This window comes from Pseudomonas sp. AF32 (assembly GCF_022342325.2).
Classification (GTDB): Bacteria; Pseudomonadota; Gammaproteobacteria; order Pseudomonadales; family Pseudomonadaceae; genus Aquipseudomonas; species Aquipseudomonas uvaldensis.
On record NZ_RQJK02000016.1, the window covers coordinates 129,224 to 154,019 of the forward strand.

23 protein-coding genes and 1 riboswitch are annotated in these 24,796 nt (G+C 58.5%); of the genes, 7 read left to right on the forward strand and 16 right to left on the reverse strand.

Annotated elements, in window-relative coordinates; all coding sequences use genetic code 11:
• Positions 1 to 130: 130 nt before the first annotated feature.
• Positions 131 to 1,135, reverse strand: coding sequence for a low-specificity L-threonine aldolase (gene ltaE / locus EGM97_RS16435; protein ID WP_238965611.1), 1,005 nt, complete (start codon positions 1,133 to 1,135; stop codon positions 131 to 133).
• A gap of 148 nt (positions 1,136 to 1,283) precedes the next feature.
• Positions 1,284 to 1,450, forward strand: a riboswitch (FMN riboswitch).
• A 101-nt stretch (positions 1,451 to 1,551) separates the two neighbouring features.
• Between ltaE and EGM97_RS16440 the strand changes: the two genes are divergently transcribed.
• The gene (locus tag EGM97_RS16440) at positions 1,552 to 2,061 is read left to right on the forward strand and encodes a 6,7-dimethyl-8-ribityllumazine synthase (protein WP_238965609.1); all 510 of its coding nucleotides are present in this window, start codon (positions 1,552 to 1,554) and stop codon (positions 2,059 to 2,061) included.
• A 138-nt stretch (positions 2,062 to 2,199) separates the two neighbouring features.
• Here EGM97_RS16440 and astE read toward each other — a convergent pair whose 3' ends face one another.
• From astE to acs, 13 genes are all read right to left on the reverse strand, one after another.
• On the reverse strand, positions 2,200 to 3,207 hold the full coding sequence (astE, locus tag EGM97_RS16445) for a succinylglutamate desuccinylase (RefSeq protein ID WP_053147238.1): 1,008 nt from the start codon (positions 3,205 to 3,207) through the stop codon (positions 2,200 to 2,202).
• Positions 3,208 to 3,219: 12 nt separating this feature from the next.
• The gene (locus EGM97_RS16450; protein WP_053147236.1) at positions 3,220 to 3,507 is read right to left on the reverse strand and encodes a hypothetical protein; all 288 of its coding nucleotides are present in this window, start codon (positions 3,505 to 3,507) and stop codon (positions 3,220 to 3,222) included.
• Between the two features lie 69 nt (positions 3,508 to 3,576).
• Positions 3,577 to 4,923 (reverse strand): N-succinylarginine dihydrolase, encoded by a 1,347-nt coding sequence (astB, locus tag EGM97_RS16455; RefSeq protein WP_238965608.1) that lies wholly within the window; start codon positions 4,921 to 4,923, stop codon positions 3,577 to 3,579.
• Between the two features lie 129 nt (positions 4,924 to 5,052).
• On the reverse strand, positions 5,053 to 6,522 hold the full coding sequence (gene astD / locus EGM97_RS16460) for a succinylglutamate-semialdehyde dehydrogenase (protein ID WP_238965607.1): 1,470 nt from the start codon (positions 6,520 to 6,522) through the stop codon (positions 5,053 to 5,055).
• Positions 6,519 to 7,544, reverse strand: a complete 1,026-nt coding sequence (gene astA, locus EGM97_RS16465) for an arginine N-succinyltransferase (RefSeq protein WP_053147229.1) — start codon at positions 7,542 to 7,544, stop codon at positions 6,519 to 6,521. The genes astD and astA overlap by 4 nt, the downstream gene beginning before the upstream one ends.
• Before the next feature lie 43 nt (positions 7,545 to 7,587).
• Positions 7,588 to 8,607, reverse strand: a complete 1,020-nt coding sequence (gene aruF / locus EGM97_RS16470; RefSeq protein WP_053147227.1) for an arginine/ornithine succinyltransferase subunit alpha — start codon at positions 8,605 to 8,607, stop codon at positions 7,588 to 7,590.
• A gap of 213 nt (positions 8,608 to 8,820) precedes the next feature.
• Positions 8,821 to 10,041 carry an aspartate aminotransferase family protein gene (locus EGM97_RS16475; RefSeq protein WP_238965606.1) on the reverse strand — a complete coding sequence of 407 codons (1,221 nt, stop codon included), beginning with the start codon at positions 10,039 to 10,041 and terminating at the stop codon, positions 8,821 to 8,823.
• 409 nt (positions 10,042 to 10,450) lie between these two features.
• Positions 10,451 to 11,431, reverse strand: a complete 981-nt coding sequence (gene argR / locus EGM97_RS16480) for a transcriptional regulator ArgR (protein ID WP_238965605.1) — start codon at positions 11,429 to 11,431, stop codon at positions 10,451 to 10,453.
• A 112-nt stretch (positions 11,432 to 11,543) separates the two neighbouring features.
• Complete coding sequence (locus EGM97_RS16485; protein ID WP_238965603.1) at positions 11,544 to 12,308, reverse strand: ABC transporter ATP-binding protein; 765 nt, start codon at positions 12,306 to 12,308, stop codon at positions 11,544 to 11,546.
• Positions 12,309 to 12,364: 56 nt separating this feature from the next.
• Complete coding sequence (locus tag EGM97_RS16490) at positions 12,365 to 13,063, reverse strand: ABC transporter permease (protein WP_238965602.1); 699 nt, start codon at positions 13,061 to 13,063, stop codon at positions 12,365 to 12,367.
• Positions 13,060 to 13,749, reverse strand: coding sequence for an ABC transporter permease (locus tag EGM97_RS16495; RefSeq protein WP_053147216.1), 690 nt, complete (start codon positions 13,747 to 13,749; stop codon positions 13,060 to 13,062). The genes EGM97_RS16490 and EGM97_RS16495 overlap by 4 nt, the downstream gene beginning before the upstream one ends.
• Before the next feature lie 90 nt (positions 13,750 to 13,839).
• Positions 13,840 to 14,613 (reverse strand): ABC transporter substrate-binding protein, encoded by a 774-nt coding sequence (locus EGM97_RS16500; RefSeq protein WP_238965601.1) that lies wholly within the window; start codon positions 14,611 to 14,613, stop codon positions 13,840 to 13,842.
• Positions 14,614 to 15,169: 556 nt separating this feature from the next.
• Positions 15,170 to 17,125 (reverse strand): acetate--CoA ligase, encoded by a 1,956-nt coding sequence (gene acs, locus EGM97_RS16505; RefSeq protein WP_232776306.1) that lies wholly within the window; start codon positions 17,123 to 17,125, stop codon positions 15,170 to 15,172.
• Between the two features lie 429 nt (positions 17,126 to 17,554).
• On the opposite strand from acs, the gene EGM97_RS16510 reads away from it, so the two are divergent.
• The 6 genes from EGM97_RS16510 to EGM97_RS16535 all read left to right on the forward strand — a co-directional run bounded on the left by EGM97_RS16510 (position 17,555) and on the right by EGM97_RS16535 (position 22,779).
• Positions 17,555 to 17,818, forward strand: coding sequence for a DUF2790 domain-containing protein (locus tag EGM97_RS16510; protein WP_053147209.1), 264 nt, complete (start codon positions 17,555 to 17,557; stop codon positions 17,816 to 17,818).
• Positions 17,819 to 17,836: 18 nt separating this feature from the next.
• Entirely contained in the window at positions 17,837 to 18,052 is a 216-nt protein-coding gene (locus EGM97_RS16515; RefSeq protein ID WP_238965599.1) for a hypothetical protein, read from the forward strand.
• Positions 18,053 to 18,554: 502 nt separating this feature from the next.
• On the forward strand, positions 18,555 to 19,802 hold the full coding sequence (locus EGM97_RS16520) for a ribonucleotide-diphosphate reductase subunit beta (protein WP_238965598.1): 1,248 nt from the start codon (positions 18,555 to 18,557) through the stop codon (positions 19,800 to 19,802).
• Between the two features lie 77 nt (positions 19,803 to 19,879).
• Positions 19,880 to 21,280: a dGTPase gene (dgt, locus tag EGM97_RS16525; protein WP_238965597.1), complete on the forward strand. Its 1,401-nt coding sequence runs from the start codon at positions 19,880 to 19,882 to the stop codon at positions 21,278 to 21,280.
• Positions 21,277 to 21,873: a primase 1D-like protein gene (locus tag EGM97_RS16530; protein WP_477788822.1), complete on the forward strand. Its 597-nt coding sequence runs from the start codon at positions 21,277 to 21,279 to the stop codon at positions 21,871 to 21,873. The genes dgt and EGM97_RS16530 overlap by 4 nt, the downstream gene beginning before the upstream one ends.
• 396 nt (positions 21,874 to 22,269) lie before the next feature.
• A complete protein-coding gene (locus EGM97_RS16535; protein WP_238965579.1) occupies positions 22,270 to 22,779 on the forward strand; it encodes a BRO-N domain-containing protein in 510 nt (169 codons plus the stop codon).
• A 222-nt stretch (positions 22,780 to 23,001) separates the two neighbouring features.
• Here EGM97_RS16535 and EGM97_RS16540 read toward each other — a convergent pair whose 3' ends face one another.
• Together EGM97_RS16540 and EGM97_RS16545 are read right to left on the reverse strand one after the other, a co-directional pair.
• Positions 23,002 to 23,406, reverse strand: a complete 405-nt coding sequence (locus tag EGM97_RS16540) for a helix-turn-helix domain-containing protein (RefSeq protein ID WP_477788823.1) — start codon at positions 23,404 to 23,406, stop codon at positions 23,002 to 23,004.
• A complete protein-coding gene (locus EGM97_RS16545) occupies positions 23,403 to 24,665 on the reverse strand; it encodes a type II toxin-antitoxin system HipA family toxin (protein ID WP_238965581.1) in 1,263 nt (420 codons plus the stop codon). The genes EGM97_RS16540 and EGM97_RS16545 overlap by 4 nt, the downstream gene beginning before the upstream one ends.
• Between the last annotated feature and the right edge of the window lie 131 nt (positions 24,666 to 24,796).

Consider the following 24,796-nt stretch of genomic DNA (forward strand, 5'->3'; position numbering starts at 1 on the left):
GAGGCTGCGGCCAAAGGCCTGTGCAAACGTCGACAGACGAAGCAACGGCAAAGGGCCGCATTATATCGGCCCTGCGCTTGGGGTACAGCGTGTTATGCGATAGAAACTGTCAATTGGGCCACCTGGGCGATCAGTTGCCGGAAAATTCGACGAAAGTGGCGACCACCCGGTCGATTTGCGCGGCACTGACGTCCATATGCGTCACCATCCGTAAACGTGGCGCCGCGCTGAGCCGGATGCCACGCTCAGCGGCAAACGCCTTGATCGCCTCGGCCCGCTCGCCCATCTGCACGTAGACCATATTGGTCTGCACCGGCTCGACCTCGTAACCCGCCCCACGTAAACCGTCGGCCAACCGCTGGGCATTGGCGTGGTCGTCGGCCAGGCGCTGGACTTGATGATCCAGTGCATACAGCCCCGCCGCCGCCAGGATTCCGGCCTGACGCATGCCGCCGCCGACCATCTTGCGCAGTCGCCGGGCCTTGCCGATCAGCTCGTCGGAGCCGCAGAGCACCGAACCCACGGGGGCGCCGAGGCCTTTGGACAGGCACACCGAGACCGAATCGAAATGTCGGGTGATCTCCTGGGCGTCGACGTTGAGCTTCACAACGGCGTTATAGAGCCGTGCGCCGTCCAGGTGCAGGGCCAGGCCATGCTCCTGGGTGAAACGCCGGGCACGGGCCAGGTAATCCAGCGGCAGGACCTTGCCCTGCATGGTGTTTTCCAAAGCCAACAGGCGGGTGCGGGCGAAGTGGAAGTCGTCGGGCTTGATGGCTGCTGCCACCTGCGCCAGGTCCAGGGAGCCGTCCGCCTGTACTTCAAGGGGCTGGGGCTGGATCGAACCAAGCACCGCCGCCCCACCCCCCTCGTATTTATAGGTGTGGGCCTGTTGGCCGACGATGTATTCATCGCCGCGCTCGCAATGGGCCATCAACCCCAGCAGGTTACTCATGGTGCCACTGGGCACGAACAACCCCGCAGCGAAGCCCAGGCGTGCGGCCAGTTCGGCTTCCAGACGGTTGACCGTCGGATCCTCGCCATACACATCGTCGCCGGTAGGCGCGCTGGCCATGGCGTCCAGCATGGCGGCGGAAGGTTGGGTGACCGTGTCGCTGCGAAGATCGATAACGCTCATGAATCTGGCCTCGGGTTCAGGTGGGGGAATTCCTTTTCGGAGGACCATTAAATGTGTTGGCGCGATCGCGAGCAAGCTTTGCTCCCACCGCTCGCTCCCACAAAGGTTATGTGTTAAAAATCCTTCGCCGCCACACAACGTGGCGGCATAACGTTCTCAGGGCGGGGTGCAATTCCCCACCGGCGGTAATTGCACTACGTGCATAGCCCGCGAGCGCTTGGCGATGCACGGCTTTTGGCGGTGCAGCGGCAAGGTCAGCAGACCCGGTGTGATTCCGGGGCCGACGGTCATAGTCCGGATGAAGAGAGAACGGGATTGGCACCCAAGGGCCGCTTGCGACCGTCTGTTCGCGGCGTACCCTTGAATCCCCTTCGATTCATGACGCCCTGTTTTTCACACAAAACAGGAACCAGAACATGCAACCCACCGCAATCGACAGCAAGACCAAACACCATCCAGGCGAGCGCGTCGCGTTCATCCAGGCCTGCTGGCACAAGGAAATCGTCGACCAGAGCCGCAAAGGTTTCGTCGCCGAGATGATCGACCAGGGTTATCAGGAAAGCGATATCGACTTCTTCGAAGTCGGCGGCGCCTTCGAAATCCCGCTGCATGCCAAGCTGCTGGCCAAGTCAGGCCGCTACGCCGGCATCGTCGCCGCCGGTCTGGTGGTGGATGGAGGTATCTATCGCCACGAGTTCGTCGCCCAGTCGGTGATCAGCGGCCTGATGCAGGTCCAGCTGGAAACCGAAGTACCGGTGTTCTCGGTCGTGCTGACGCCGCATCACTTCCATGCCGGGGAGGAACATCAGAAGTTCTTCTTCGAGCATTTCGTGCACAAGGGCCAGGAAGCGGCGAAGACCTGTGCCGATACCCTGCACAAGACCCGGGCGCTGCGTCGGACTGAACAGCGAGCAGTCGCGGTCTAAACGCTAGACGCAAATCCCATTGTGGGAGCGAGCCTGCTCGCGATAGCGTCTCATCAGCCAACATCAATGGTGACTGGAATTACGCTATCGCGAGCAGGCTCGCTCCCACAGGGTCATGTGCTGGGCCTGAAAACCCAGTCAGGCCAGGTTCTCGTCGGTCGCCGGCACAATCAGAATCCCGGCCCGCAAGCCGTTCTTGACCTTTGGGTTCGGGAAAATGATCCGGGCGCCCTCTTCTTCGATCACCCAGCGGGTCTGGGCAATGTCTTCGGCCAGGACGTAGCCTTTTTCCAGTTCCGAAAAGTTCTCGATGTCCGCCGGCAGGTTCAGGCGAAAGCTGTCGCTGTGCTTGATGATTTCCCGCGCCACGCTGAACAGCTGGAGCCCGTCCAGGCCCTCGTCCTCCTCGGGCTCGTCGCCTTCGATGATCTGCTTCAGACGGGCCTCCAGCAGGCTGACGTTGACACCGTCGTTTTGCCCGAACGGTCGGGCCTTGCCCAGCTCCAGGGTGAAGGACTCGGCGCCGAGCTGATCGTAGGTGTAGGCGCTGAACACGATGGAAGGCTTGTTTTGCAGCAGCACCGCTTCCATGCCGGCGGCGCGCAGACGGGCCAGCTCGCGACGTGAATGCTGTCGCCCTTCCTTCCATGGATACAGGGCAAACTGTTCGATCTTCGAGCCGCGGATGGCGGTGTGCAGGTCGTAGTGCAGGCGACTGCGCTCCGGCTTATTGAAGAAACTGGCCGCCAGCCGCTCCAGCTCGCAAGCCCGCAACGCCTCGGGCCCGCCACTCAGTTCATGACGGCCATTGAACAGCCGGTTGACGTCCTGATCGACAAAGCGCTCGCCGCGGCGGATGGCCTCGGGGTTGCCGAACAGGAATAGAATACGGGCCCGGGGCTTCAGATCGCCACGGGCGATGTCGTGCAGCAGGCGGTCGAGCAATTCGATCGGCGCGGTTTCGTTCCCATGGATACCGGCCGACAGCAGCAGGTCCAGGCCGTTATCCCGGGCTTCGGGCGGCTTGACCTCCAGCGCGCCCTCGCTCAACCAGCGCATCCGTACGCCTTCGACAGTCAGTTGAGTCTTCTCCGCCGGTTCACGGCCGGCGAGGGTCAGTTCAAGCAGTTTGCCGAGGGCGAGCATAGCGCGGTTTCCTTAGTGGTCGTGGCCGCAATCCGGGCCATGGACATGGTCATCGTCGCCGAGGTCGGCCGGTTCCATTTCCAGTTGCAGGCTGACCAGGTTGGTGGCCAATGGGCGCAACAACAGGTTGGCGTATTCCTCGTCCCCCTCCTCCACGTCCACGCCGATCAGCAACTGACCGCGGCCATCCTGCTGGATCCACAACTCCTTGCCCTGCCACATCACCGCGACGCGGGTGCAGGAGGTTTGCAGTTGGGTGCCGTCGGTGTCTTCAAGAATCAGTTGCAGGGAATCGCTCATGTTTTACGTTCTCGTTCGGGGGATAAGGCCACGCGCCCTGTCTTGACTGTAGTCAGGTCGCGCGGGCTTTCAATTGATCTGGAATGGATAAACCGCGCCCAGTTTAAGTATTTGTGTCAGTTCATCCAGCGCCGACCGGCATTCGAGCAACAATTGCGGGTCCGCCAGATCGCTCTCGGTCAAGCGGTCGCGGTAATGACGCTCGACCCACTGGGTCAGCGAATCGTACAACGACGCGGTCATGATAACCCCTGGATTGACGGCCGCCAGTTCGGTTTCGTTGAGCGCCACGCGCAACCTCAGGCAAGCAGGGCCGCCGCCGTTCTGCATGCTCTGCTTGAGGTCGAAAACCTTCACTTCGCGGATGACCCCGCCAGAGCTCGTCAGGCCTTGCAGGTATTGCCAGACGCGCGCATTGCTGCGGCACTCTTCCGGCACGATCAAGAGCATCGAGCCGTCGGGACGCGACAGCAACTGGCTATTGAACAGGTAGGAACGAACCGCATCGTCGACGGTAACCGCCGAACGCGGTACGCAGACGGATTGAAATTTCCCACCGACGTTGGCGAGTTTGCTGCTCAGCTCAGCCAGCATCCTTTCGGTCTCGAGGAACGCGTCCTCGTGATAGAAGAGCACCTCGCCGTTGCCTACCGCGATCACGTCGTTATGGAACACACCCTGATCGATCACAAACGGGTTCTGCTGGGCGTATACCACGCCCTCGTCCCGCAAGCCGTGCAGGCGTGCGACGGCGCGGGACGCCTCGAGGGTCTGGCGCGCCGGGTACTTTTGCGGCGCCGGGTAACGGGTATCGAAGGCACTGCGTCCGAACACGAAGAACTCGACCCCGGCTTCACCGTAGCTCCGGCAGAAACGGGTGTGGTTGGCCGCGCCTTCGTCGCCGAACTGCGCCACCGCCGGCAACGCGGCGTGATGGGCGAAGTGCTGCTGATCGGCGAACATCGCCCCCAGGACGCGACTGGTGGTCGGGTGCTCGATGCTGCGGTGGTATTTGCAGTTGAGGTTGGCGGCAGTGAAATGCACGCGGCCGTCGGCGGTGTCGGCGCTCGGGCTGACCGTGGCGGCGTTCGCCACCCACATGCTAGAAGCCGAGCAACTGGCGACCAGCAGCGGCATCGCTTCTTTCGCCGCCTGCTGGATGACCTGGGCGTCGTTGCCGGCAAAGCCGAGCCGACGCAGGGCCGCTACGTCGGGGCGTTCCTGGGGTGCCAGCACCCCTTGCTGAAAGCCCATGTCCATCAGCGCTTTCATTTTCGCCAGGCCCTGCAACGCCGCTTCCTTGGGGTTGGAGGACTGCTGGCTGTTGCTCTGGGACGCGACGTTGCCGTACGAGAGCCCGCCGTAGTTATGGGTCGGCCCCACTAGACCGTCAAAGTTGACTTCAAAGGATTTCATCAGCGAGGCTCCACGAGAATCTGTTTTTATAGGCATCAAATACAACCGCGTTGCGGCTATCGCGAGCAGGCTCGCTCCCACAGGGCTTTGCGCAGACCTTGTGGGAGCGAGCCTGCTCGCGATTGGGGTCTACACCATTCTCACGCCAGGCGTCAGGGCAGCCGGCATGGCAAGGCTCGGGGTTTCCAGGGACGCCACCGGGTAGGCGCAATAATCGGCCGCGTAATAGGCACTGGCGCGATGGTTGCCCGAGGCGCCGACACCGCCGAACGGCGCGCTGCTGGCGGCGCCGGTCAGTTGTTTGTTCCAGTTGACGATGCCCGCTCGGCTTTGCAGCCAGAACTGCTCGTAACGCGCCTGGGAATCGGACAGCAATCCGGCGGCCAGGCCATACTGGGTGTTGTTGGCCTCGGCGATGGCTGCCGGGAAATCCGTGTAGCGGATCACCTGCAACAACGGCCCGAAGAGCTCTTCATCCGGCCGCTCGGCCACCGCCGTCACGTCCAGGATACCCGGCGTCAACAACGCCGCCTGGGGCGCTGGCTGGGTCATGACCAGCAACGGCACGGCCCCCAGGCCCAGCAGATGGTTCTGGGCATCCATCAATGCTTTCGCCGCGGCAAGGGAAATCACCGAGCCCATGAACGGCGCCGGTTGTTGATCGAAGGCACCGACCTCAAGGGTCGCGCTGACCGCCACCAGGCGCGCCAGCAAAGCATCGCCCCACGCCCCCTCCGGCACCAGCAGGCGGCGCGCGCAGGTGCAGCGCTGGCCGGCGGAAATGAATGCGGACTGGATGATGGTGTACACCGCCGCATCGACATCCGCCACCTCGTCCACCACGAGCGGGTTGTTGCCGCCCATTTCCAGGGCCAGGATCTTGTCCGGGCGACCGGCAAATTGCTGATGCAGCAGATTGCCGGTACGGCTGGAGCCGGTGAAGAACAACCCGTCGATACCTGGGTTCGCCGCCAGGGCAATGCCGGTTTCCCGGGCGCCTTGCAACAGGTTCAGCACGCCCGCCGGCAGGCCGGCCTCGATCCAGCATTTGACCGTCAGCTCGGCGACTTTTGGCGTCAGTTCGCTGGGCTTGAACAACACGCTGTTACCGGCCAGCAGTGCCGGCACAATATGGCCGTTGGGCAAGTGCCCAGGGAAATTGTAAGGGCCAAACACCGCCACCACGCCGTGAGGCTTGTGGCGCAACACGGCGGTGGCGTCGCCCAGCGGGCCGCTCTTCTCGCCAGTGCGCTCGCGGTAGCTCTGCACCGAGATAGCGACCTTGTTGACCATGCTGGTGACTTCAGTGGCGGCTTCCCACAGCGGCTTGCCGGTTTCCTCACCGATGCAATGGGCCAGTTCGTCAGCGTGGTTTTTCAACGCGGCGGCAAACGCTTCCAGCACCTGGATACGCTCATCCAGCGAGCGCCGCGCCCAGTCCGGGAACGCCTGGCGCGCTGCCTGCGCCGCCGACTCGACCTGCGCCGCCGTGGCGCCCTTGCCCGCCCATAGCACCTGCTGAGTCACCGGGTTCAACGACTCGAAGACGTCGCCCTGGCCTTCCAGCCAACTTCCCGCGATATACAGCGACTTCATCATTTCGACTCCCGAGCAGCGGACAACGCAACGGCACGCACCTGGTCGCCGGCGTTGAGTTGAAGACGTTTGGCGGTCAGCGGATCGACCACCAGAGTTCCCGAGGCGAAGCGCGCCGGAGCGGCCGTGATGCGGCAGTCCAGGCACTTGCGGTTATGAATGAGGAACGGCGTGGCGTCGTCACCCGGCGTGCCGATGGCCAATACCAGCGCCTGGCTATCGCGAACCGCGCGGATCTTGGCGGTTTCGCATTCCACGGCCGGGCCGGCGTCGAAGATGTCGACGTACCCCTGGTAATTGAACCCTTCGCTCTTGAGCATCGACAACGCAGGTTCGGTGTCCGGGTGAACCTGGCCGATCACGGCCCGGGCATCCTCGGACAGGAAGCAGGTGTACAGCGGAAACTTGGGCATCAGCTCGGCGATGAACGCCTTGTTACCCACGCCGGTCAAGTAATCGGCCTGGCTGAATTCCATCTTGAAGAAGTGCCTGCCCAGGCTTTCCCAGAAGGGCGAACGACCGGTTTCATCGGACATGCCACGCATTTCGGCGATGATCTTGTTGCCGAACAGTTGCGGGAATTCGGCGATGAATAACAACCGCGCCTTGGCCAGCATGCGACCGTTGAGGCCATTGCGGTAATCGGCGTGCAGGAACAGCGAGCACAACTCGGAGTTACCGGTCAGGTCGTTGGCCAGGAACAGGGTCGGGATTTCCCGATAGATGTTCAATTCCTGGGAAGCGCTGACCGTCAGGCCGACGCGGAAGTTGTACCAGGGCTCACGCAGCCCCACGGCACCGGCGATGGCGGAAATGCCCACCACTTTGCCGTCGTCGTCTTCAAGCACGAACAGATAGTCCGCATCGCCGCGCCCGGCCTCGCCACGAAAGGTCTTCTCAGCCCAGCCGACCCGATGGGCCAGGCGCTCTTCGTTGGCTGGCAAGGTGGTCAGGCCGGTGCCGGTGCTGCGGGCCAGGGCGATCAGGGCGGGTAAATCGCTGCTGCGTACGGGACGAACGATCATGCTATCTCCTCAAACGGGCCGCTCACGCCACCCGCGAAACTCATTAAACCGCCACCAGGCGCACGCTGGCGCCTTCGCCGACGCCCAGGGCCTCGGCCGCTTCCATATCCAGGGTCACCGGTTTGCCCGGCGCGTAATCGAGCTCGAGCAGCACGGCGCGGTAATCCTGCAACTGGGCATTGGCCACCAGATATTGGCGACCGGCACCCTTGACGGGCTCGCCGATCCTGACCGGCACGACGCGGCTCTGGGCAATCGAGCGGATTCCGGAGACACGGGCATGCAGGGTCGGGCCACCGTCGAAGATGTCGATGTAGTGATCGGTTTCGAAACCCTCGCGCATCAGGATGTCGAAAGTGATCTGCGCACGCGGATGAACCTGGCCCATGGCTTCCTGGGCAGCGTCCGGCAGCAGCGGCACGTAGATCGGGTAATGCGGCATCAGCTCGGCGAGGAACGTACGGCTTTTCAGCCCGCACAAACGCTCGGCGGCGGCGTAGTTGAGGTCGAAGAAGTTACGGCCGATGGCGTCCCAGAACGGCGAATCGCCATTCTCATCGCTGTAGCCGACAATTTCAGTGACCACCGAGTCGGCGAACCGCTCCGGATGGCTGGCGACGAACAGCAGGCGTCCGCGAGAATTGAGTTCCGCCCAGGGCGAGCCGACCAGTTCAGGGACCACGTAGAAGCTGGTCAGCAGGCTGTTGCCAGTCAGGTCGTGGCACTGGGACAACACGTGGATCTTGTTGTGGATCTTCAGTTCGCGAGACGCGTGGACGAACGTTTCGTTGCGGAAGCTGTAGAACGGTTCGGAGTAACCGGCCGACGCGACGATGGCCGAACAGCCCGCCAGCTTGCCGGTGGCGGTGTCTTCCAGGACGAAGAAATAGCTTTCTTCGCCATTGAAACTGACTTCGGCGGCGAATGAGGCTTCGCTTGCGGCGATCTTGTCGCTCAGGCGTTCCACGTCATCCGGCAAGGAAGTGACACCGATCGGGCTGTCCGCAGCCAGACGCTGTACCTCGCCCAGATCAGCCATTTGCGCGGGGCGCATCACCAGCATGGTGTCACTCCTTAACTTGAAATAAAGGGGTCGACCGAAAGGGGTCGATACACAAGAAAAAATACCGGGTTAACTGCCCGTCTGTGACCACCGCCCCCTGTGGGAGCGAGCTTGCTCGCGATGGCGGTGGCACATTCAACATTGATGCAAGCTGGACCACCGCTTTCGCGAGCAAGCTCGCTCCCACAGTGGACCCGGTTCAGCTGAAATGGATCAGGCCTGGGTCAGCTTCGCCGCCGCCCGTTCGAAGCGGTCCAGGCCGGCGTCGATGTCGGCGTCTTCCACCACCAGGCTCGGGGCGAAGCGAATCACGTCCGGACCGGCTTGCAGAATCATCAGGCCTTCCTGTTCGGCGGCGTTGAAGATGTCCTTGGCCTTGCCTTTCCAGGCGTCATTCAGCACGCAGCCGATCAACAGACCCAGGCCACGCACCTGGGTGAACAGGCCGTATTTGGCGCCGATCTGCTCCAGGCGGGTTTTGAATTTGTCGTGCTTGGCCTTCACACCGCCGAGCACTTCAGGGGTGTTCACCACATCGATCACAGCCTCGGCCACGGCGCAAGCCAGGGGGTTGCCGCCGTAGGTGGTGCCGTGAGTACCCACCACCAGGTGCTTGGCCAGCGCTTCGGTGGTAAGCATCGCCGCGATCGGGAAACCGCCGCCCAGGCTCTTGGCACTGGTGAGGATGTCCGGGGTCACGCCGTAGTGCATGTAGGCAAACAATTCACCGCTGCGGCCCATGCCGGTCTGCACTTCGTCGAACACCAGCAGTGCGTTGTGCGCATCGCACAGCTCACGGGCGCCTTGCAGGTAGTCCCGCTCGGCCGGCAACACGCCGCCCTCGCCCTGGATCGGTTCCAGCACCACGGCGCAGGTCTTGTCCGAAACGGCCGCTTTCAACGCCGCCAGGTCATTGTAGGGAACGTGGGTGATGCCAGTGATTTTAGGGCCGAAACCGTCGGAGTACTTCGACTGCCCGCCAACGTTGACGGTAAACAGGGTGCGACCGTGGAAGCTGTTGAGCGCGGCGATGATCTCGTACTTCTCGCTGCCGAAACGGTCGAACCCGACACGACGAGCCAGCTTGAAGGCGGCCTCGTTGGCTTCGGCGCCGGAGTTGCAGAAGAACACGCGCTCGGCGAAGGTCGCATCGACCAGTTTATGGGCCAGGCGCAGCGCCGGCTCGTTGGTAAAGACGTTGGACACGTGCCACAGCTTGTTGGCCTGTTCGGTCAAGGCTCCAACCAATGCGGGGTGGGCATGACCCAGCACGTTGACCGCGATACCGCCGGCGAAATCGATCAACTCGCGACCGGACTGGTCCCACACACGGGAACCGGCGCCACGCACCGGAATGAAGGCCGCAGGTGCATAGTTGGGGACCATTACCTGGTCGAAGTCGGCGCGTTGTACGGCGGCTTGCTCAACGGACATCGGAGTCTCCTGAAGAGGAACACCCGCCTGGAACTGGCGAGTGATGGAGGGATTGTAAGGACAGTTTTCAGCCCGGCCTTGTCGCCAAGCGACAACTTCTTATAGCGCCAACCCCCGTTTTCAGCGGGTTTATGGCAATGCGACAAATAGCGTCGCAAAGGCGCAGTTTAAACGTTGTGGCGGGATTTGAGGTGCCGGCATCTACATTTCCATTGCCAGACACAACAGCAGTTTGGGAGGGGGCATCTGTGGCGAGGGGATTTATCCCCGCTGGGCTGCAAAGCAGCCCCAAAACAGCCAACCCAATCTGTCTGGCACACCGAGACATCAGGGTTTAGGGCCGCTCCGCGACCCAACGGGGATAAATCCCCTCGCCACAAATAAATCTCCCTGCCACAAGCGCTGCCGCTCAGCCGCGCTCGGACGGCACCGAGGACAATTCGAACGGGTTGCTGCTGCGCCGCTGGTTGCGATCTTCCCGCGGCGTGGCGCCGAAGAAGTTGCGGTAGGCGCTGGAGAAATGCGGCCCCGAGGAGAAGCCGCAGGACAGGCCGATCTGGATGATGGATTTGCTGGTCTGCATCAACATCTGCCGGGCCTTGTTCAGGCGCAGTTCCAGGTAGTACTGGCTCGGCACGCGGTTGAGGTATTGCTTGAAGATCCGCTCCAGTTGCCGGCGGGAGACGCACACATGCTGGGCGATTTCGTCGGTGGTCAGCGGTTCTTCAATGTTGGCTTCCATTAACAGCACGGCCTGGGTGAGCTTCGGATGGCTGGAGCCCAGACGGTTTTGCAACGGAATGCGCTGGCGCTCGCCACCTTCGCGGATGCGCTCGACCACCAGCTCTTCCGACACCGCCCCGGAAAGCTCCGCGCCGTGGTCCCGGGCCAGCACCGCCAGCAACAGGTCGAGTACCGACATGCCGCCACAGGCGGTCAAGCGATCGCGGTCCCAGTCGAACAAGTGGCTGGTGGCGATGACCTTGGGGAAACGCTCGGAGAAATCATCCTGCCAACGCCAGTGCACGGCGGCGCGGTAACCGTCGAGCAACCCCAACTGGGCCAAGGGATAGACACCGGCCGACAACCCGCCGATGACACAACCGGCACGCACCAGTTGCTTGAGAGCACTGCTCAGGTTCGAAGCCAGCGCAGCCGGCGGTTCATCGGCCAGCAGGAACAGCTTCTGCAAGCCGTCGAGCTTGCCCGCCCAAGGCTCGCCCGGCAGTTGCCAGCCATTCTCGACCGGCGGCTCGGCCTGCAGGAACGACAGTTCGTAGATCACCTCGGGATGCACCCGCTGAGCGACACGCAAGGCCTCCTCGGCCAGCGCCAGCGTCAAGGCTTTAGTGCTGGGCCAAATCAGGAAACCAATTCGATGGGCAGTCATGGCGGGCAATCCGAAGCGAAAACAGTGTTAAAGCCAAAGCGGCTGCAACCAAATTAGACCATCTGGCAGCGAGTGCGCGGCATGATCCAAATCAGGTGCGTAACGGGAGCGGTTACTTCAGGCTGCCCGACAAAAATTGCTGCAAGCGTTCCGACTGCGGGTTGACCAGCACTTCCCGCGGGTTGCCGCTTTCCTCGACGATGCCCTTGTGCAGGAACACCAACTGGTTGGACACCTCGCGGGCAAAGCCCATTTCGTGGGTCACCACCACCATGGTCCGACCTTCCAAGGCCAGGGCCTGCATCACCTTGAGCACATCGCCCACCAGCTCCGGGTCGAGGGCCGAGGTCGGCTCGTCGAACAGCATCACCTCAGGCTCCATCGCCAGCGCACGGGCAATTGCCACGCGCTGCTGTTCACCGCCGGACATGTGGCCCGGGTAGGCGTCCTTGCGGTGAGCCACGCCAACCTTGTTCAGGTAGTGCTCGGCCTTCTCGCGAGCCTCGGCCTTGGAGACGCCCAGCACATGCACCGGTGCTTCAATGATGTTTTCCAGCGCCGTCATATGGGACCACAGGTTGAAATGCTGGAACACCATCGACAACCGCGAGCGCATGAGCTGCAGTTGCTTGGGGTCCGCCGCCTTCAAGGCGCCGTCCTTGCCGGCCACCAGTTTCAGCTCTTCGTTGTTGAGCAGGATCTTGCCGGCGTGGGGTTGCTCAAGCAAGTTGATGCAACGCAGGAAGGTGCTCTTGCCGGAGCCACTGGAGCCGATGATGCTGATCACATCGCCGGCGGCGGCCTTCAGGGACACGCCCTTGAGCACTTCGTGACTGCCATAGCGTTTATGCAGGTCTTGGACTTCAAGCTTGTACATGCGGTCGGTTCTCACAAAACGTCAGTCGTTGAGCAGTCGAGCGGGTCGATGCGTTATCAGTGCTTGCGCGGGGCCAGGTAACTCAACCAGCGACGCTCGGCCAGTTTGAACAGGCGCACCAGGATGAAGGTCAGGCACAGGTAGAAGGCACCGGCCGTGATGTAAGCCTCGAACGGCAAGTAATACTGGGCGTTCACCGTGCGCGCGGCACCGGTAATGTCGATCAGGGTCACGATGGACGCCAGACTGGTGGTCTGCAACATCATGATCACTTCGTTGCTGTATTGCGGCAGCGCCCGGCGCAGGGCCGACGGCAGCAGGATCCGGCGATACAGCTTGGCGCGCGACATGCCCATGGCCTTGGCCGCTTCGATTTCGCCGTTGGGCGTGGCCCGCAGGCTGCCGGCGATGATCTCGGCGGTGTAGGCACTGGTGTTGATGGCGAAGGCCAGGCACGCACAGAAGGTCGCGCTGGACAGCCATGGCCAGAGGAAGCTCTCGCGCACAACCTCGAACTGTGCCAGCCCGTAGTAGATCAAAAACAGCTGCACCAGCATCGGCGTGCCACGGATCACGTAGGTGTAGAGCCAGGCCGTCATGTTGACGATGGGCTGCTTGGACACCCGCATCAGGCCCAGGGGCAACGCCGCCAGCAGGCCGAAGAACAGCGACAGGGCCAACAGCTTCAAGGTGGTCAGCAGGCCGCTGAAGTACAGCGGCAAGGCGTCATAGATGACGTTGTAGTCGAAGATCATAGATCAGCCGCCCTTACGCCTACCGAGTAGCGCTTCTCGAGGTGACGCAATGCCAGCAACGAGACACTGGTGATCACCAGGTACATCGCCGCCACTGCCAGGAAGAAGGTAAAAGGCTCACGAGTGGCATCCGCCGCCTGCTTGGCCTTGAACATCATGTCTTGCAGGCCCACCACCGAAATCAACGCGGTGGCCTTGGTCAACACCAGCCAGTTGTTGGTGAACCCCGGGATCGCCAGGCGAATCATCTGCGGCACCATCACCCGGAAGAACACCTGCACGCCACTCATGCCATACGCCAGGCCCGCCTCGGCTTGCCCCTTGGGGATGGCCATGAACGCGCCGCGAAAGGTTTCCGACAGGTACGCGCCGAAGATGAAACCCAGGGTGCCGATACCGGCCGCCAGCGGGTTCAGGTCGATGTAGTCGTCATAACCGAGCATCGGTGCTACGCGGTTGAGCAAGTCCTGGCCGCCGTAGAAGATCAGCAGGATCAGCACCAGGTCGGGGATGCCGCGAATAACGGTGGAATACAGGTCGCCCAACCACGCCAGCCAACGCACCGGCGAGAGGCGCAACGCGACCCCGATCAACCCCAGGACGATGGCCAGGGCCATGGACGACAAGGCGAGCTGAAGCGTCAACCATGCGCCATCGAGGATGACAGCCCCGTAGCCTTTCAACATGATTCAGGTCCTCGAAAGTGGGATGAAAAAATGGCGCAAACCGCAGGGAGCCTGTTGCTTGCGCCATTTCGCACGAGTAGCGAGACGTCGTTACTTGCCGTAGATGTCGAAGGCGAAGTACTTGTCCTGGATCTGCTTGTATTTGCCATTCGCACGAATGGCGGCAATCGCGCTGTTGATCTTGTCTTTCAGGGCATCACCCTTGCGAACCGCGATACCAATGCCATCGCCGAAGTACTTCTCATCGGTGAAGGCCGGGCCTACGAAAGCAAAACCCTTGCCGGCGTCGGTCTTCAGGAAACCGTCGTCCAGCAGAGTGGCGTCTGCCACGGTACCGTCGAGACGCCCGGCGGACACGTCGAGGTAGATTTCATTCTGCGAACCGTATGGCTTGATCTCGGCACCCAGCGGGGCCAGGACTTCGCGGGCGAAGCGTTCGTGGATCGAACCGCGCTGGACGCCGATGTTCTTGCCCTTGAGCTCGGCCAGGCTGTCGCTGACCTGGGTACCGGCCTTCATCACCAGACGCGCCGGGGTGTTGTAGTACTTGTTGGTGAAATCCACGGACTTCTTGCGATCTTCAGTGATGGACATCGAAGACAGGATCGCGTCGATCTTGCGCACCTTCAGCGCCGGGATCAGACCGTCGAACTCCTGCTCGACCCACTGGCACTTGACCTTCATCTCTTCGCACAGCGCATTGCCGATGTCGTAGTCAAAACCCACGATGCTGCCGTCCGGGGCTTTCGAGGCAAACGGAGGGTACGCCGCTTCGATACCGATCTTCAGGGGCTTTTCATCGGCGAAGGTCGACAAGGACAGCACGGACAGTGCCAGGGCGCCAAGCAGCACGAGTTTCTTCATCTTGGGACTCCATCGGTAAAGGGCAAAACGGCAGAGTGAGCAACAGCCCAATATGCGAATGGGTGGACGGCTGCGTCCTGGGAAACCTGCGTTCGATTCAACACAGGCCACGACGAGCGAGTGATCGGCATTCTAACGACAGGCCCGAAGCCGATATTTCTTCAATGCGACAACAAATTACAGAAGCACCGAGAAAGCTGTTCGAGCGCATTGACAGCCCCGCAAATTCATGCAAGAGCAAAAGAAGGGGAACCGATCTAAGCTGCAAATAGCGGGCCCATTATTCGCAAACCCTTCTAATCCGGCAAGCACAGCGTGTCGCCTAATTTTACGAGACGCCTGCGAGCGCCCTGTAACAGGGCTTCACGTTTCCCGTCGCCCCGTTGCGGAGCCTTGGGTTACACATTTCGAAACAGCGGTAACGCTCGGAAGTGCCCCACTTTAAAGATCGATATTTATTCGCCGCCTGGGCTGTGGGAGCAAGCTTTGCTTCCCACAAACGAAAAGCCCCGCCCGGCAACTACCGGACGGGGCTTTTCGGTTTTACAGGTGAGCGTCAGGCGACGTTCATGGTCTTGTGCGTCTCAATCAGGTGCGCTACCACGCTCGGATCAGCCAAGGTGGAGATATCGCCCAGGCTGTCGTATTCCGCCGTGGCGATCTTGCGCAGGATGCGGCGCATGATCTTGCCCGAGCGGGTTTTCGGCAGACCCGGCGCCCACTGGATGACATCCGGCGAAGCAATCGGACCGATCTCCTTGCGCACCCAGTTCTTCAACTCCAGGCGCAGCGCTTCGCTGGTTTCTTCGCCCGCATTGAGGGTGACGTAGACGTAAATCCCCTGCCCCTTGATGTCGTGCGGCACACCGACCACCGCCGCTTCGGCAACTTTCGGGTGGGCAACCATGGCGCTTTCGATCTCGGCGGTGCCCATGCGGTGGCCGGACACGTTGAGCACGTCGTCCACCCGACCAGTAATCCAGTAGTAGCCATCCTCATCGCGACGCGCACCGTCACCGGTGAAGTACATGCCGCTGAAGGTCTTGAAGTAAGTGTCGACGAAACGGTCGTGGTCGCCATACAGCGTCCGCGCCTGACCCGGCCAGGAGTCGAGGATCACCAGGTTGCCTTCGGCCGCGCCTTCGATCAGGTTGCCGAGATTGTCCACCAGTGCCGGTACCACGCCGAAGAACGGACGCGTGGCCGAACCCGGTTTCAGCGCCGTGGCGCCCGGCAACGGGCTGATCAGCACGCCACCGGTTTCGGTTTGCCACCAGGTGTCGACGATCGGGCAACGTTCCTTGCCGACGTTCTTGTAATACCAGTCCCAGGCTTCCGGGTTGATCGGCTCGCCCACCGAACCCAACAGGCGCAGGCTGCTGCCATCGGCACCGTCGACCGCGGCGGTGCCCGAGGCCATCATGGCGCGGATCGCGGTCGGCGCGGTGTAGAGGATGTTGACCTTGTGCTTGTCGATGACCTGGGCAACGCGGGTGATGTCCGGGTAGTTCGGCACGCCTTCGAACAGCAACGTGGTCGCGCCATTGGCCAGCGGGCCGTAGACGATGTAGCTATGGCCGGTGACCCAGCCGACGTCGGCGGTGCACCAGTAGATTTCGCCCGGTTTGTAGTCGAAGACGCGCTCATGGGTCAGGGACGCGTAGAGCAAGTAGCCAGCCGTGGTGTGCTGCACGCCCTTGGGCTTGCCGGTGGAACCGGAGGTGTAGAGGATGAACAGCGCTTCTTCGGCGCCCATTTCCTTCGGCGCGCACACGGTGCCGGCCACTTTCATCAGGTCTTCGTACCAGATGTCGCGGTGCTGGTTCCACTTGATGTTGCCCGCGGTGCGCTTGCACACGATGACTTTCTGGATGCTGCTGGTTTCCGGGTTGGTCAACGCATCGTCGACGTTGGCCTTGAGCGGGATCTTCTTGCCGGCACGAATGCCTTCATCGGCGGTGATCACCACTTTGGATTTGCAGTCGATGATCCGCCCGGCCAAGGCTTCAGGGGAGAAGCCTCCGAACACCACCGAGTGAATCGCACCGATCCGGGCACAAGCCAGCATGGCGACCACGGCTTCGGGGATCATCGGCATGTAGATGGTCACGACGTCGCCGCGGTGCACATCCTGGCCACGCAGGGCGTTGGCGAACTTGCAGACTTCTTCATGCAGCTCGCGATAAGTGATGTTGCGACTCTCGGACGGGTCATCGCCTTCCCAGATGATCGCCACCTGATCGCCGCGCTCGGCCAGGTGACGGTCGAGGCAGTTGTAGGACACGTTCAAGGTGCCATCGGCAAACCACTTGATGTCGACGTGGTGATCGTCGAAGGATGTCTGCTTCACCGTGGTGAAAGGCTTGATCCAGTCGAGGCGCTTGGCCTGCTCGCGCCAGAAACCATCCGGGTTGACCACCGACTGCTGGTACATGGCCTTGTAGGTCGCCTCGTCAGTCAGCGTGCTAGCCGCAACCTCGGGACGAACGGGATACAGAGAAGCCGCACTCATCTTTCTTACCTCGGTGACATAGTTGTTTTTGTATGGTCCCGTTGTAGCCCGGGGCGGGCCTATAGAACCATTCGACGATGGTAGTAACAAGTCCCTACAAAATGTCGGTACTAACGTGCAAGTCCTCGCTCGCCACCCATTTGCTTTGTGGGAGCGGGCTTGCTCGCGAAAACGTCAGCGAATCCAAAACAGCTGCAACAGACAGCCCCCATTCCCAACGATTATTACCAAATCAACCAAAAGTGTTTATCAAAACCCGGTCTGTTTACCTCCAACCCCGCTCCCTAAAATTCAACTCGCCAACCGGCAAACGCGATTAACGCAACGCAGCCCCCACGAAGGCCGTTAATCAAACTTTCCAATACCCGCTCCACACGCAACCCCAAAAAGGTTGCGTGACCCCACTCGACCTCAGAAAAGGTGAAACAGATGAAAGCTCTATGGGTTCTGGTCCTCGGCAGCCTGTGCGCCACCGCCATGGCAGACGAGGCCCCGACCGATGTTGCCCAGCAAAAACCAGCCATTGAGGAGTACACCTACTCCACCCACCTGGACATCGCCAAAGTCATTTCCATGAGCGAAATACCGAACGTCTGCGAAGTCGTGCCGGCGAAGATGGAATACGACGACTCCAAAGGCCAGCGCCACATCCTGCGCTACAGCGTCATGGGCAACGGCTGCTCCAACGGCTGATAACGAGGAGCAACCACCATGAAAACCCATCTGCTCCTCGCACTGACCCTGTCCGTGATGGCCACCCGGACGTTCGCCGCCGACGGCTTTGACCGCACCGGCTCCGCCGCCGCGATCAGCCGTTACGACACCACGGACACGGCCACACTCGCCAGCGACGACTACGACCACGTCAACCCGGACACCGTCGCCGCCGATGGCAGTGATCACACCGGCTCGGCCCGTACCGATTGATCATAACTGGCATTTTCCAGGGCCCGGTTTCGACCGGGCCTGATTGTGTCTGTAAGCGCAGAAAAGCCTTCACAAACACAACATGTTGTGCTCAAGCGCAAAAATTGCTGTTTTTTTGATCAAAAACAACCGCCACCTGTCCCAGGCAAAAAAAATTCTCAGCGGGCTTGCGGCGATGAAAGCCTTATAAATCCTCACTTCCATGGGAATTTGACATCCGCGCCCTCCTCCGTGGGCTCTTTCGCCGCACCACGTAGGCAAAAAAGTCCTTATAATGCGGCCTTAAACGGGCCCGCAATATTCCCTTACAGGGAGTCAAGCCTGCCTGAAGCCCACGCAGAGGCCAGTCGCCTCCCTGCGTCCACCGCCGCTTCAGCGCTCCCCCCGTACATTTTTCTGTTTATTGCCTGCGTCACTGCTGCAAGAAACGATTTTTCCAAGATCCACCGCGGCCAGTTGGCCTTCACCGGGCATCTGGCCCTCACGCAGGAGACGACACGTCATGCTGAGCTGGGACGAATTCGACAAAGAAGACGGCGAAGTCGCCGTAAAAAGCGCCAACACCGGCAACGCTTCCGAAGCCAACATGGACCGCCTCGACAGCGCCGGCGGTGCCGCCGCCCTCGAAGCCCGCGCCGTGACGGCCAGCGACTCGGCCGCGATCATTCGCGCCAAGGCCGCCCTCGACAAACTCGACATCGCCGAAGGCCTCGCCGAACTCGAAGGCGCCTCCGCCCGCGTCGCCGTCGATGAAAAGCGCATGATCAACTGCCGCGCCGACCTCAACCAGCTCGTACCTTTCAAATACGACTGGGCCTGGCAGAAATACCTGGACGGCTGCGCAAACCACTGGATGCCGCAAGAAGTCAACATGACCGCCGACATCGCCCTCTGGAAAAATCCGGAAGGCCTGACCGACGACGAACGCCGCATCGTGATGCGCAACCTGGGCTTCTTCTCCACCGCCGACTCCCTGGTGGCCAACAACCTGGTCCTGGCCGTGTACCGCCTGATCACTAACCCGGAATGCCGCCAGTACATCCTGCGCCAGGCCTTCGAAGAGGCGATCCACACCCACGCCTACCAGTACTGCATCGAATCGCTGGCCATGGATGAAGGCGAAATCTTCAACATGTACCACGAGATCCCATCGGTCGCGAAAAAAGCCGCTTGGGGCTTGAAATACACCCGCTCGATCTCCGACCCGACGTTCCAGACCGGCACCCCGGAAACCGACAAAGAACTGCTGCGCAACCTCATCGCTTACTACTGCGTCCTGGAAGGCATCTTCTTCTACTGCGGCTTCACCCAGATCCTCTCCATGGGCCGCCGCAACAAAATGACCGGCGTCGCCGAGCAGTTCCAATACATCCTGCGCGACGAATCCATGCACCTGAACTTCGGTATCGACGTGATCAACCAGATCAAGATCGAAAACCCACACCTGTGGGACGCCGAAATGAAGGAAGAAGCGACCCAGATGATCCTGCAAGGGACCCAACTGGAAATCGAATACGCCCGCGACACCATGCCTCGCGGCGTACTGGGCATGAACGCGGCGATGATGGAGGACTACCTCAAGTTCATCGCTAACCGTCGGTTGTCGCAGATTGGTTTGAAGGAAGAGTATCCAGGCACGACCAACCCGTTCCCTTGGATGAGCGAGATCATGGACTTGAAGAAAGAGAAGAACTTCTTTGAGACTCGGGTGATTGAGTATCAGACGGGTGGGGCATTGAGCTGGGATTGATTTAGCTAATGAATGGTTAAGGATATAACTAAGAAAAGGCCCTGCAATCCAGGGCCTTTTTCACAAATGGAGAAGTGATGGAATACTCAAAAATCATAAGTAGTTGCAGGCTCAGGCCAAGTACGGCCAACAGAGAGCACAATCTCATAGCCGAAACAGAAAGCGATAAGGCACGCATCTTATTTTCGGCACCATTTCGACGCTTACAGAAAAAAGCACAAGTATTCCCTTTAGAATCCAATGCAGCAGTGAGAAGCCGCCTCACTCATACATTGGAGGTCGCGACAGTCGGTCGACAAATCGCTCAGAAGATTTCAAAATACTTGTCAGACGAATCAAAAATCAATGATAAAGAAGCCTTTGTCAATATCGTAGAATCCGCTTGCCTATTGCACGACATCGGAAACCCACCATTCGGCCACTTTGGTGAGGCTGCAATATCCAACTGGTTTAAGAACAAAGCCAAAATAGCAAACTCCATTTTCGAGACGCAACGAAAATCCAATTACAAGCACTACATTGACTTCGAAAACTTTGACGGAAACGCTCAAGGACTACGAATAATGACCAAGCTTCAAGGCGAGGATCAGTTTGGTTTAAACCTCACCTGTTCAACGATTGCCGCCTACTTAAAATATACACACCCCGAACATTCTAGAGACAAAAAAATCAACGACTTCCACAAGAAACCTGGATTTTTCTTGACCGAAGAAGAATCCTTGAAGGAAGTTTGGACAAAACTTGAAATACCATTCAACACAAGAAGCCCACTAACATTTATCATGGAGGCCGCAGACGACATTGCCTACTGCCTCAGCGATATAGAAGATGGCATTGAAAAAGAAATCATAACCTATGAAGAATTAACTAAAGCGATTTCAGATAAGCTTAGCGGGGAAACGCTATTTTTTTGGAAAAAACTGATTGAAACTGCAGAAAAAAACAGCGCTCACGTCAGCAAATTTATATCAATTCGCACTCACCTGATAAATTGTTCTACCGAATTAGCAAAAGCAACATTCCTTTCAAACCAAGAAGCAATATTGTCCGGCGGCTTTTTTAATTCATTGATCCATGAAGATTCTCACGAGTACAAAGTACTCAAAGCCGTTAGAGACTTTGTAGCTCGGCATGTTTACACCTCCCCAGAAGCAGAAATAATCGAGCTTTCTGGGAACAGCATTATAACTGGGCTCTTGGACAAACTTTCACCACTGTTAGAAATGAGCTTCGACAATTTTGAACACATCTTAAATAAAGATGTGAAAAAAATAAAGGAAAACGGGCTTCAAATAGAAGCACGTCTATTAAACCTGCTCCCCGAACAATGTAAAAAATCATATCGTGCTGACTCCGCAACGAATCCAGGGTACGAATGGATTTATCGAACTCACTTTCTTGTTGACTACATCTCTGGCATGACAGACGATTTCGCATTAGAGATGTATCAGAAACTGGCTGGCATCCGGACCACATGAAATTAGACTCAACACACCCGATCGAAATCATTAAGGGGCTAGCCAGCCGGCTAGCGGATGATTTTTTCTTTGAATTTAGTATTTACGAATATGAACCGCAATCCATTCTGGATGCGAGACAATCAATTAAAATCAAAGCTATAGATTTTAATCAAGCGTTGATAGAAAAAAAAATAAGCGAGCTCGAACCTAACAAAGAATTAGCTTTTCACTCCATACTCCGGCACAACAAAAAAAAATACCACATCCCGATGATTGACTTTAAAGCACCAGAAGACTTAATCAGAAACTCAATCAACTCATTACAAAAAGTCATTCCAAAAAAAATCTTCAACGAACTTGTTTTCTATAACTCAGGGCGATCCTGCCATGCTTACAGCCTCAAGATTATAAGTAACGCAGAATGGATTGATTTCATGGGAAGGCTACTTCTTGTATCTCACCCTCACGAAGAGCAAATTATTGATACTCGCTGGATAGGACACAGGCTTATGTCTGGCTTTAGCAGTCTCCGATGGAGTGCCAATACAGATAAATATCTAGCCTTACCTCAAAAAATCCCCATGCACTCAACATATGAGGAAAAAATCTGACATCCATTTCAGACTTGTATTAATTTTTCACTATCATTTCGCAGAATTAAATTCAATCTTGACTGAATACGGCCAACACAATACCCTCTTCCTCCGGCGCCTAAGAAACGCCTCAAGTAGCGGCCTGACCGCTCCCGAAAGACGCGGCTTTTTTGTGCCTACGGATTTTTCGTGGACATAAGAAAAACCTCTTCCATGTCGGGAGTGGGCTAATACAAGACCCGAAAGGGGAATATGTCCGGCCTTCTACTTGGGGTTTCTTAACTCCCGGCGCCTTAGCCCTAAGAAAGCTACAAGTAGAGGTAAAGGATATGCCTAGGAATCGTTCCCTCATCCTGAAGGAAATCAACTACAGCGATACACCACAAGGCGCACCTTCCCACAAGGAGGTCTGTCATGACTGATCCGCTGATCCCTACTCAATTCATTCGCCACAATATTCATTTGCATGCTCTCCTGGTTGAAAACCAGGCTTGGTTCAGCGCATCCGATCTGGGACGTCTGATGAGCAAGCACCTCGATGAACGCATGACACGCAAGCTTGACCCCGACCAGCGCCGGATGATGCGAGTGCACGTCCATGGGCTGATCGAAGAACGTCTGATGCTGAGCGAGTCGGGCGTGTATGCGTTGCTGGTTTATCACTACTGTCCCGAGTATCGGTTGCTGCGTGAGTGGATTACTCATCAGGTGGTGCCTACGCTGCGTGATGAACGCTTCTCGCATAAGGTGGAGCGTCCTACGCTGAGCGTACTGGATTGGCCGAAGATGTCGCTCTGCATGCTGCATTGGCAGGATGAGCCGTGGATTCGATTGCGGGATATGCCAGCGGTGTTGGTGGATGATCCTTTTAGTCAGCATGAATCCTGGTGGCGGAAAGCGTCGCGGGTTTTGCGAGGGTTTTGAGATTCAATCAGAAGCCGTCGTCCGTGTTTGGGCGGCGGTTTTTTATTGGTCATATGGAATTGGGGCTGCTGCGCAGCCCAGCGGGAGCAAGCTCCCTCGACACGGGGTGTTTTGGAGAATCGCGGGCAGGTTTCCACGGCTTTGGTGGTGTGGAACAGTGGTTCAGGAAACGCCCAGTTTCTGTTGGATGAAAAAGAACACTGCTCTAAAGATTTTCTCCAGCTACTCGGCCGCGCCCTTATCGCCATCCTTGGCCTTCGTACCGAGCTGTGCTGCGGTTTTGCGTTTAGGATTGGCACCGCGAACGGGCATTTGGGGAGTCGTTTTTTGCTGCCTGGACGGCGGCGTATAAAGGGTCGTGGCAGACTTCGTCAGCCCCAGTCGCAGCCCGAATTTCCTCAAGATGGCTTCGATGGTGCTAAGGGTTGGATTACCCTTGTCCTTCTCGATTTGGTACAGAGCCTTGGTCGACATGTTGCACATGACAGCAAAGGTTTCCTGATCCAGGCCGGTCACCTCAAGCCGTAGCCGGCGGATAGCGGTTCCCAGGGTTTCGATCCCCGTCACATGCTGCATGACGATGTCGTCAATGAGCGCCCTGCGCCGTTCGTTGGTGTTCTCTTTCACCGCAGCCCCCATTCAGCCAGGCGCTTATCCAAATTGTTCAGCGGAATAGACCGAGCGCGCCTCACTTCCTCTGGAAGATCAACCAGCAGATCCGGTAAAGCTCTGAATGTCTCGGCGGCTCCAAGCAGACGCTCGAAAAGCACGTCAGGGCTGACCAAGTCTTGGAAGTCACTGCTGATTATTTTCCAGTCTGGACTTCCCATATGCTCGGCCTTCCATTTAGTTGCCCGAGTGACACCTTCCGGATCGAGCACCATCGGTGCAAGATCATAGATTGGCGCCAGTTCGAATTTGTCCCGATATCTGAAGATGGCCGTGTTGCGCCCATGGTTGTCCGAATTCCCCAAGATACGGTTCAGTAGGTCACGACGAAGGTATTCAAATACCAGCTCTTCAAGCTCACCTTCCTGCCCATTCGTACGCCACAGATGGATCAGGCGACTGAGCACATCCTCATGATTCATTCTCGAACCAGGCTCGGTGTTCTCACATACTGAATAAATCGACTCGACCGGAATTCTTTCCACCATGCCGTTGGCGACTCGCCGATCAAAGCGCGGCATCCACAGGCTTGGCTTTTCGGCCTCCTCAAGCACCAGTTCACTTGTAGATATCGTATTCAAACCGAGCTGGGAGATCGCTTTGTAGTAGTGGTACTCGGCCCGCAGGATGTTCTTGTCGCGTTCAGTAACTTTGTTGCGAGCAAATTTCACCAACCAATGGCGGCGCGCAAGCTCATCAGAAAGCATCGCATCGGCATAAAGCGCGCCGTCCTCATCCTCAACCATAATCAGCTTCGGAGCTTCCCCTTGAGCACCCGTAGCACCGCCTAGCGCAGCGCCAGACTCATAGGCGTACTCAAGAAAATCATTGGTCCTGTCTACAACGTCCTTGCGCGCAAAAGCCTCCTTGCGAGTTTGGTCGATATGTTCAAAAGACTCCTTCACCCGCAAGTGTCCAATGGGTGAGGGCGTGCAGCGGCTCAGGAGGAAAAAGCTCATGTCCATACCGTCAGGCTTCTCCCCACCGAATCGCTTCTGCAACGATTTCCGAGCGGCGCCGGCCGGTATGATGTCGTAGACAAATGGGGGATAGCCTTTGCTGTCGACAGCGTTCCAGCTCAGCGGAAGGTTCACGCTGATGGCAGGTTCAAACGCGGTATCCAGCTTACGGATGAAATAGAGTAAGTAATCTTGATCATAAGATACGCTGCATCGCGACTCCTCAATCTTCTGGACGTTCGACACAGTGAGGACCACAGCATTGCGCCATTGGCCTTTGTAGTGGTCAACTAATCCCGGACACGATGTTAAGTTTTTTCTCGGCCTGAGCTGGGGCCAGTCCATTGTTGAATTGGTGCGGTCTGATCCAGTTGTACCGATGCATCAGG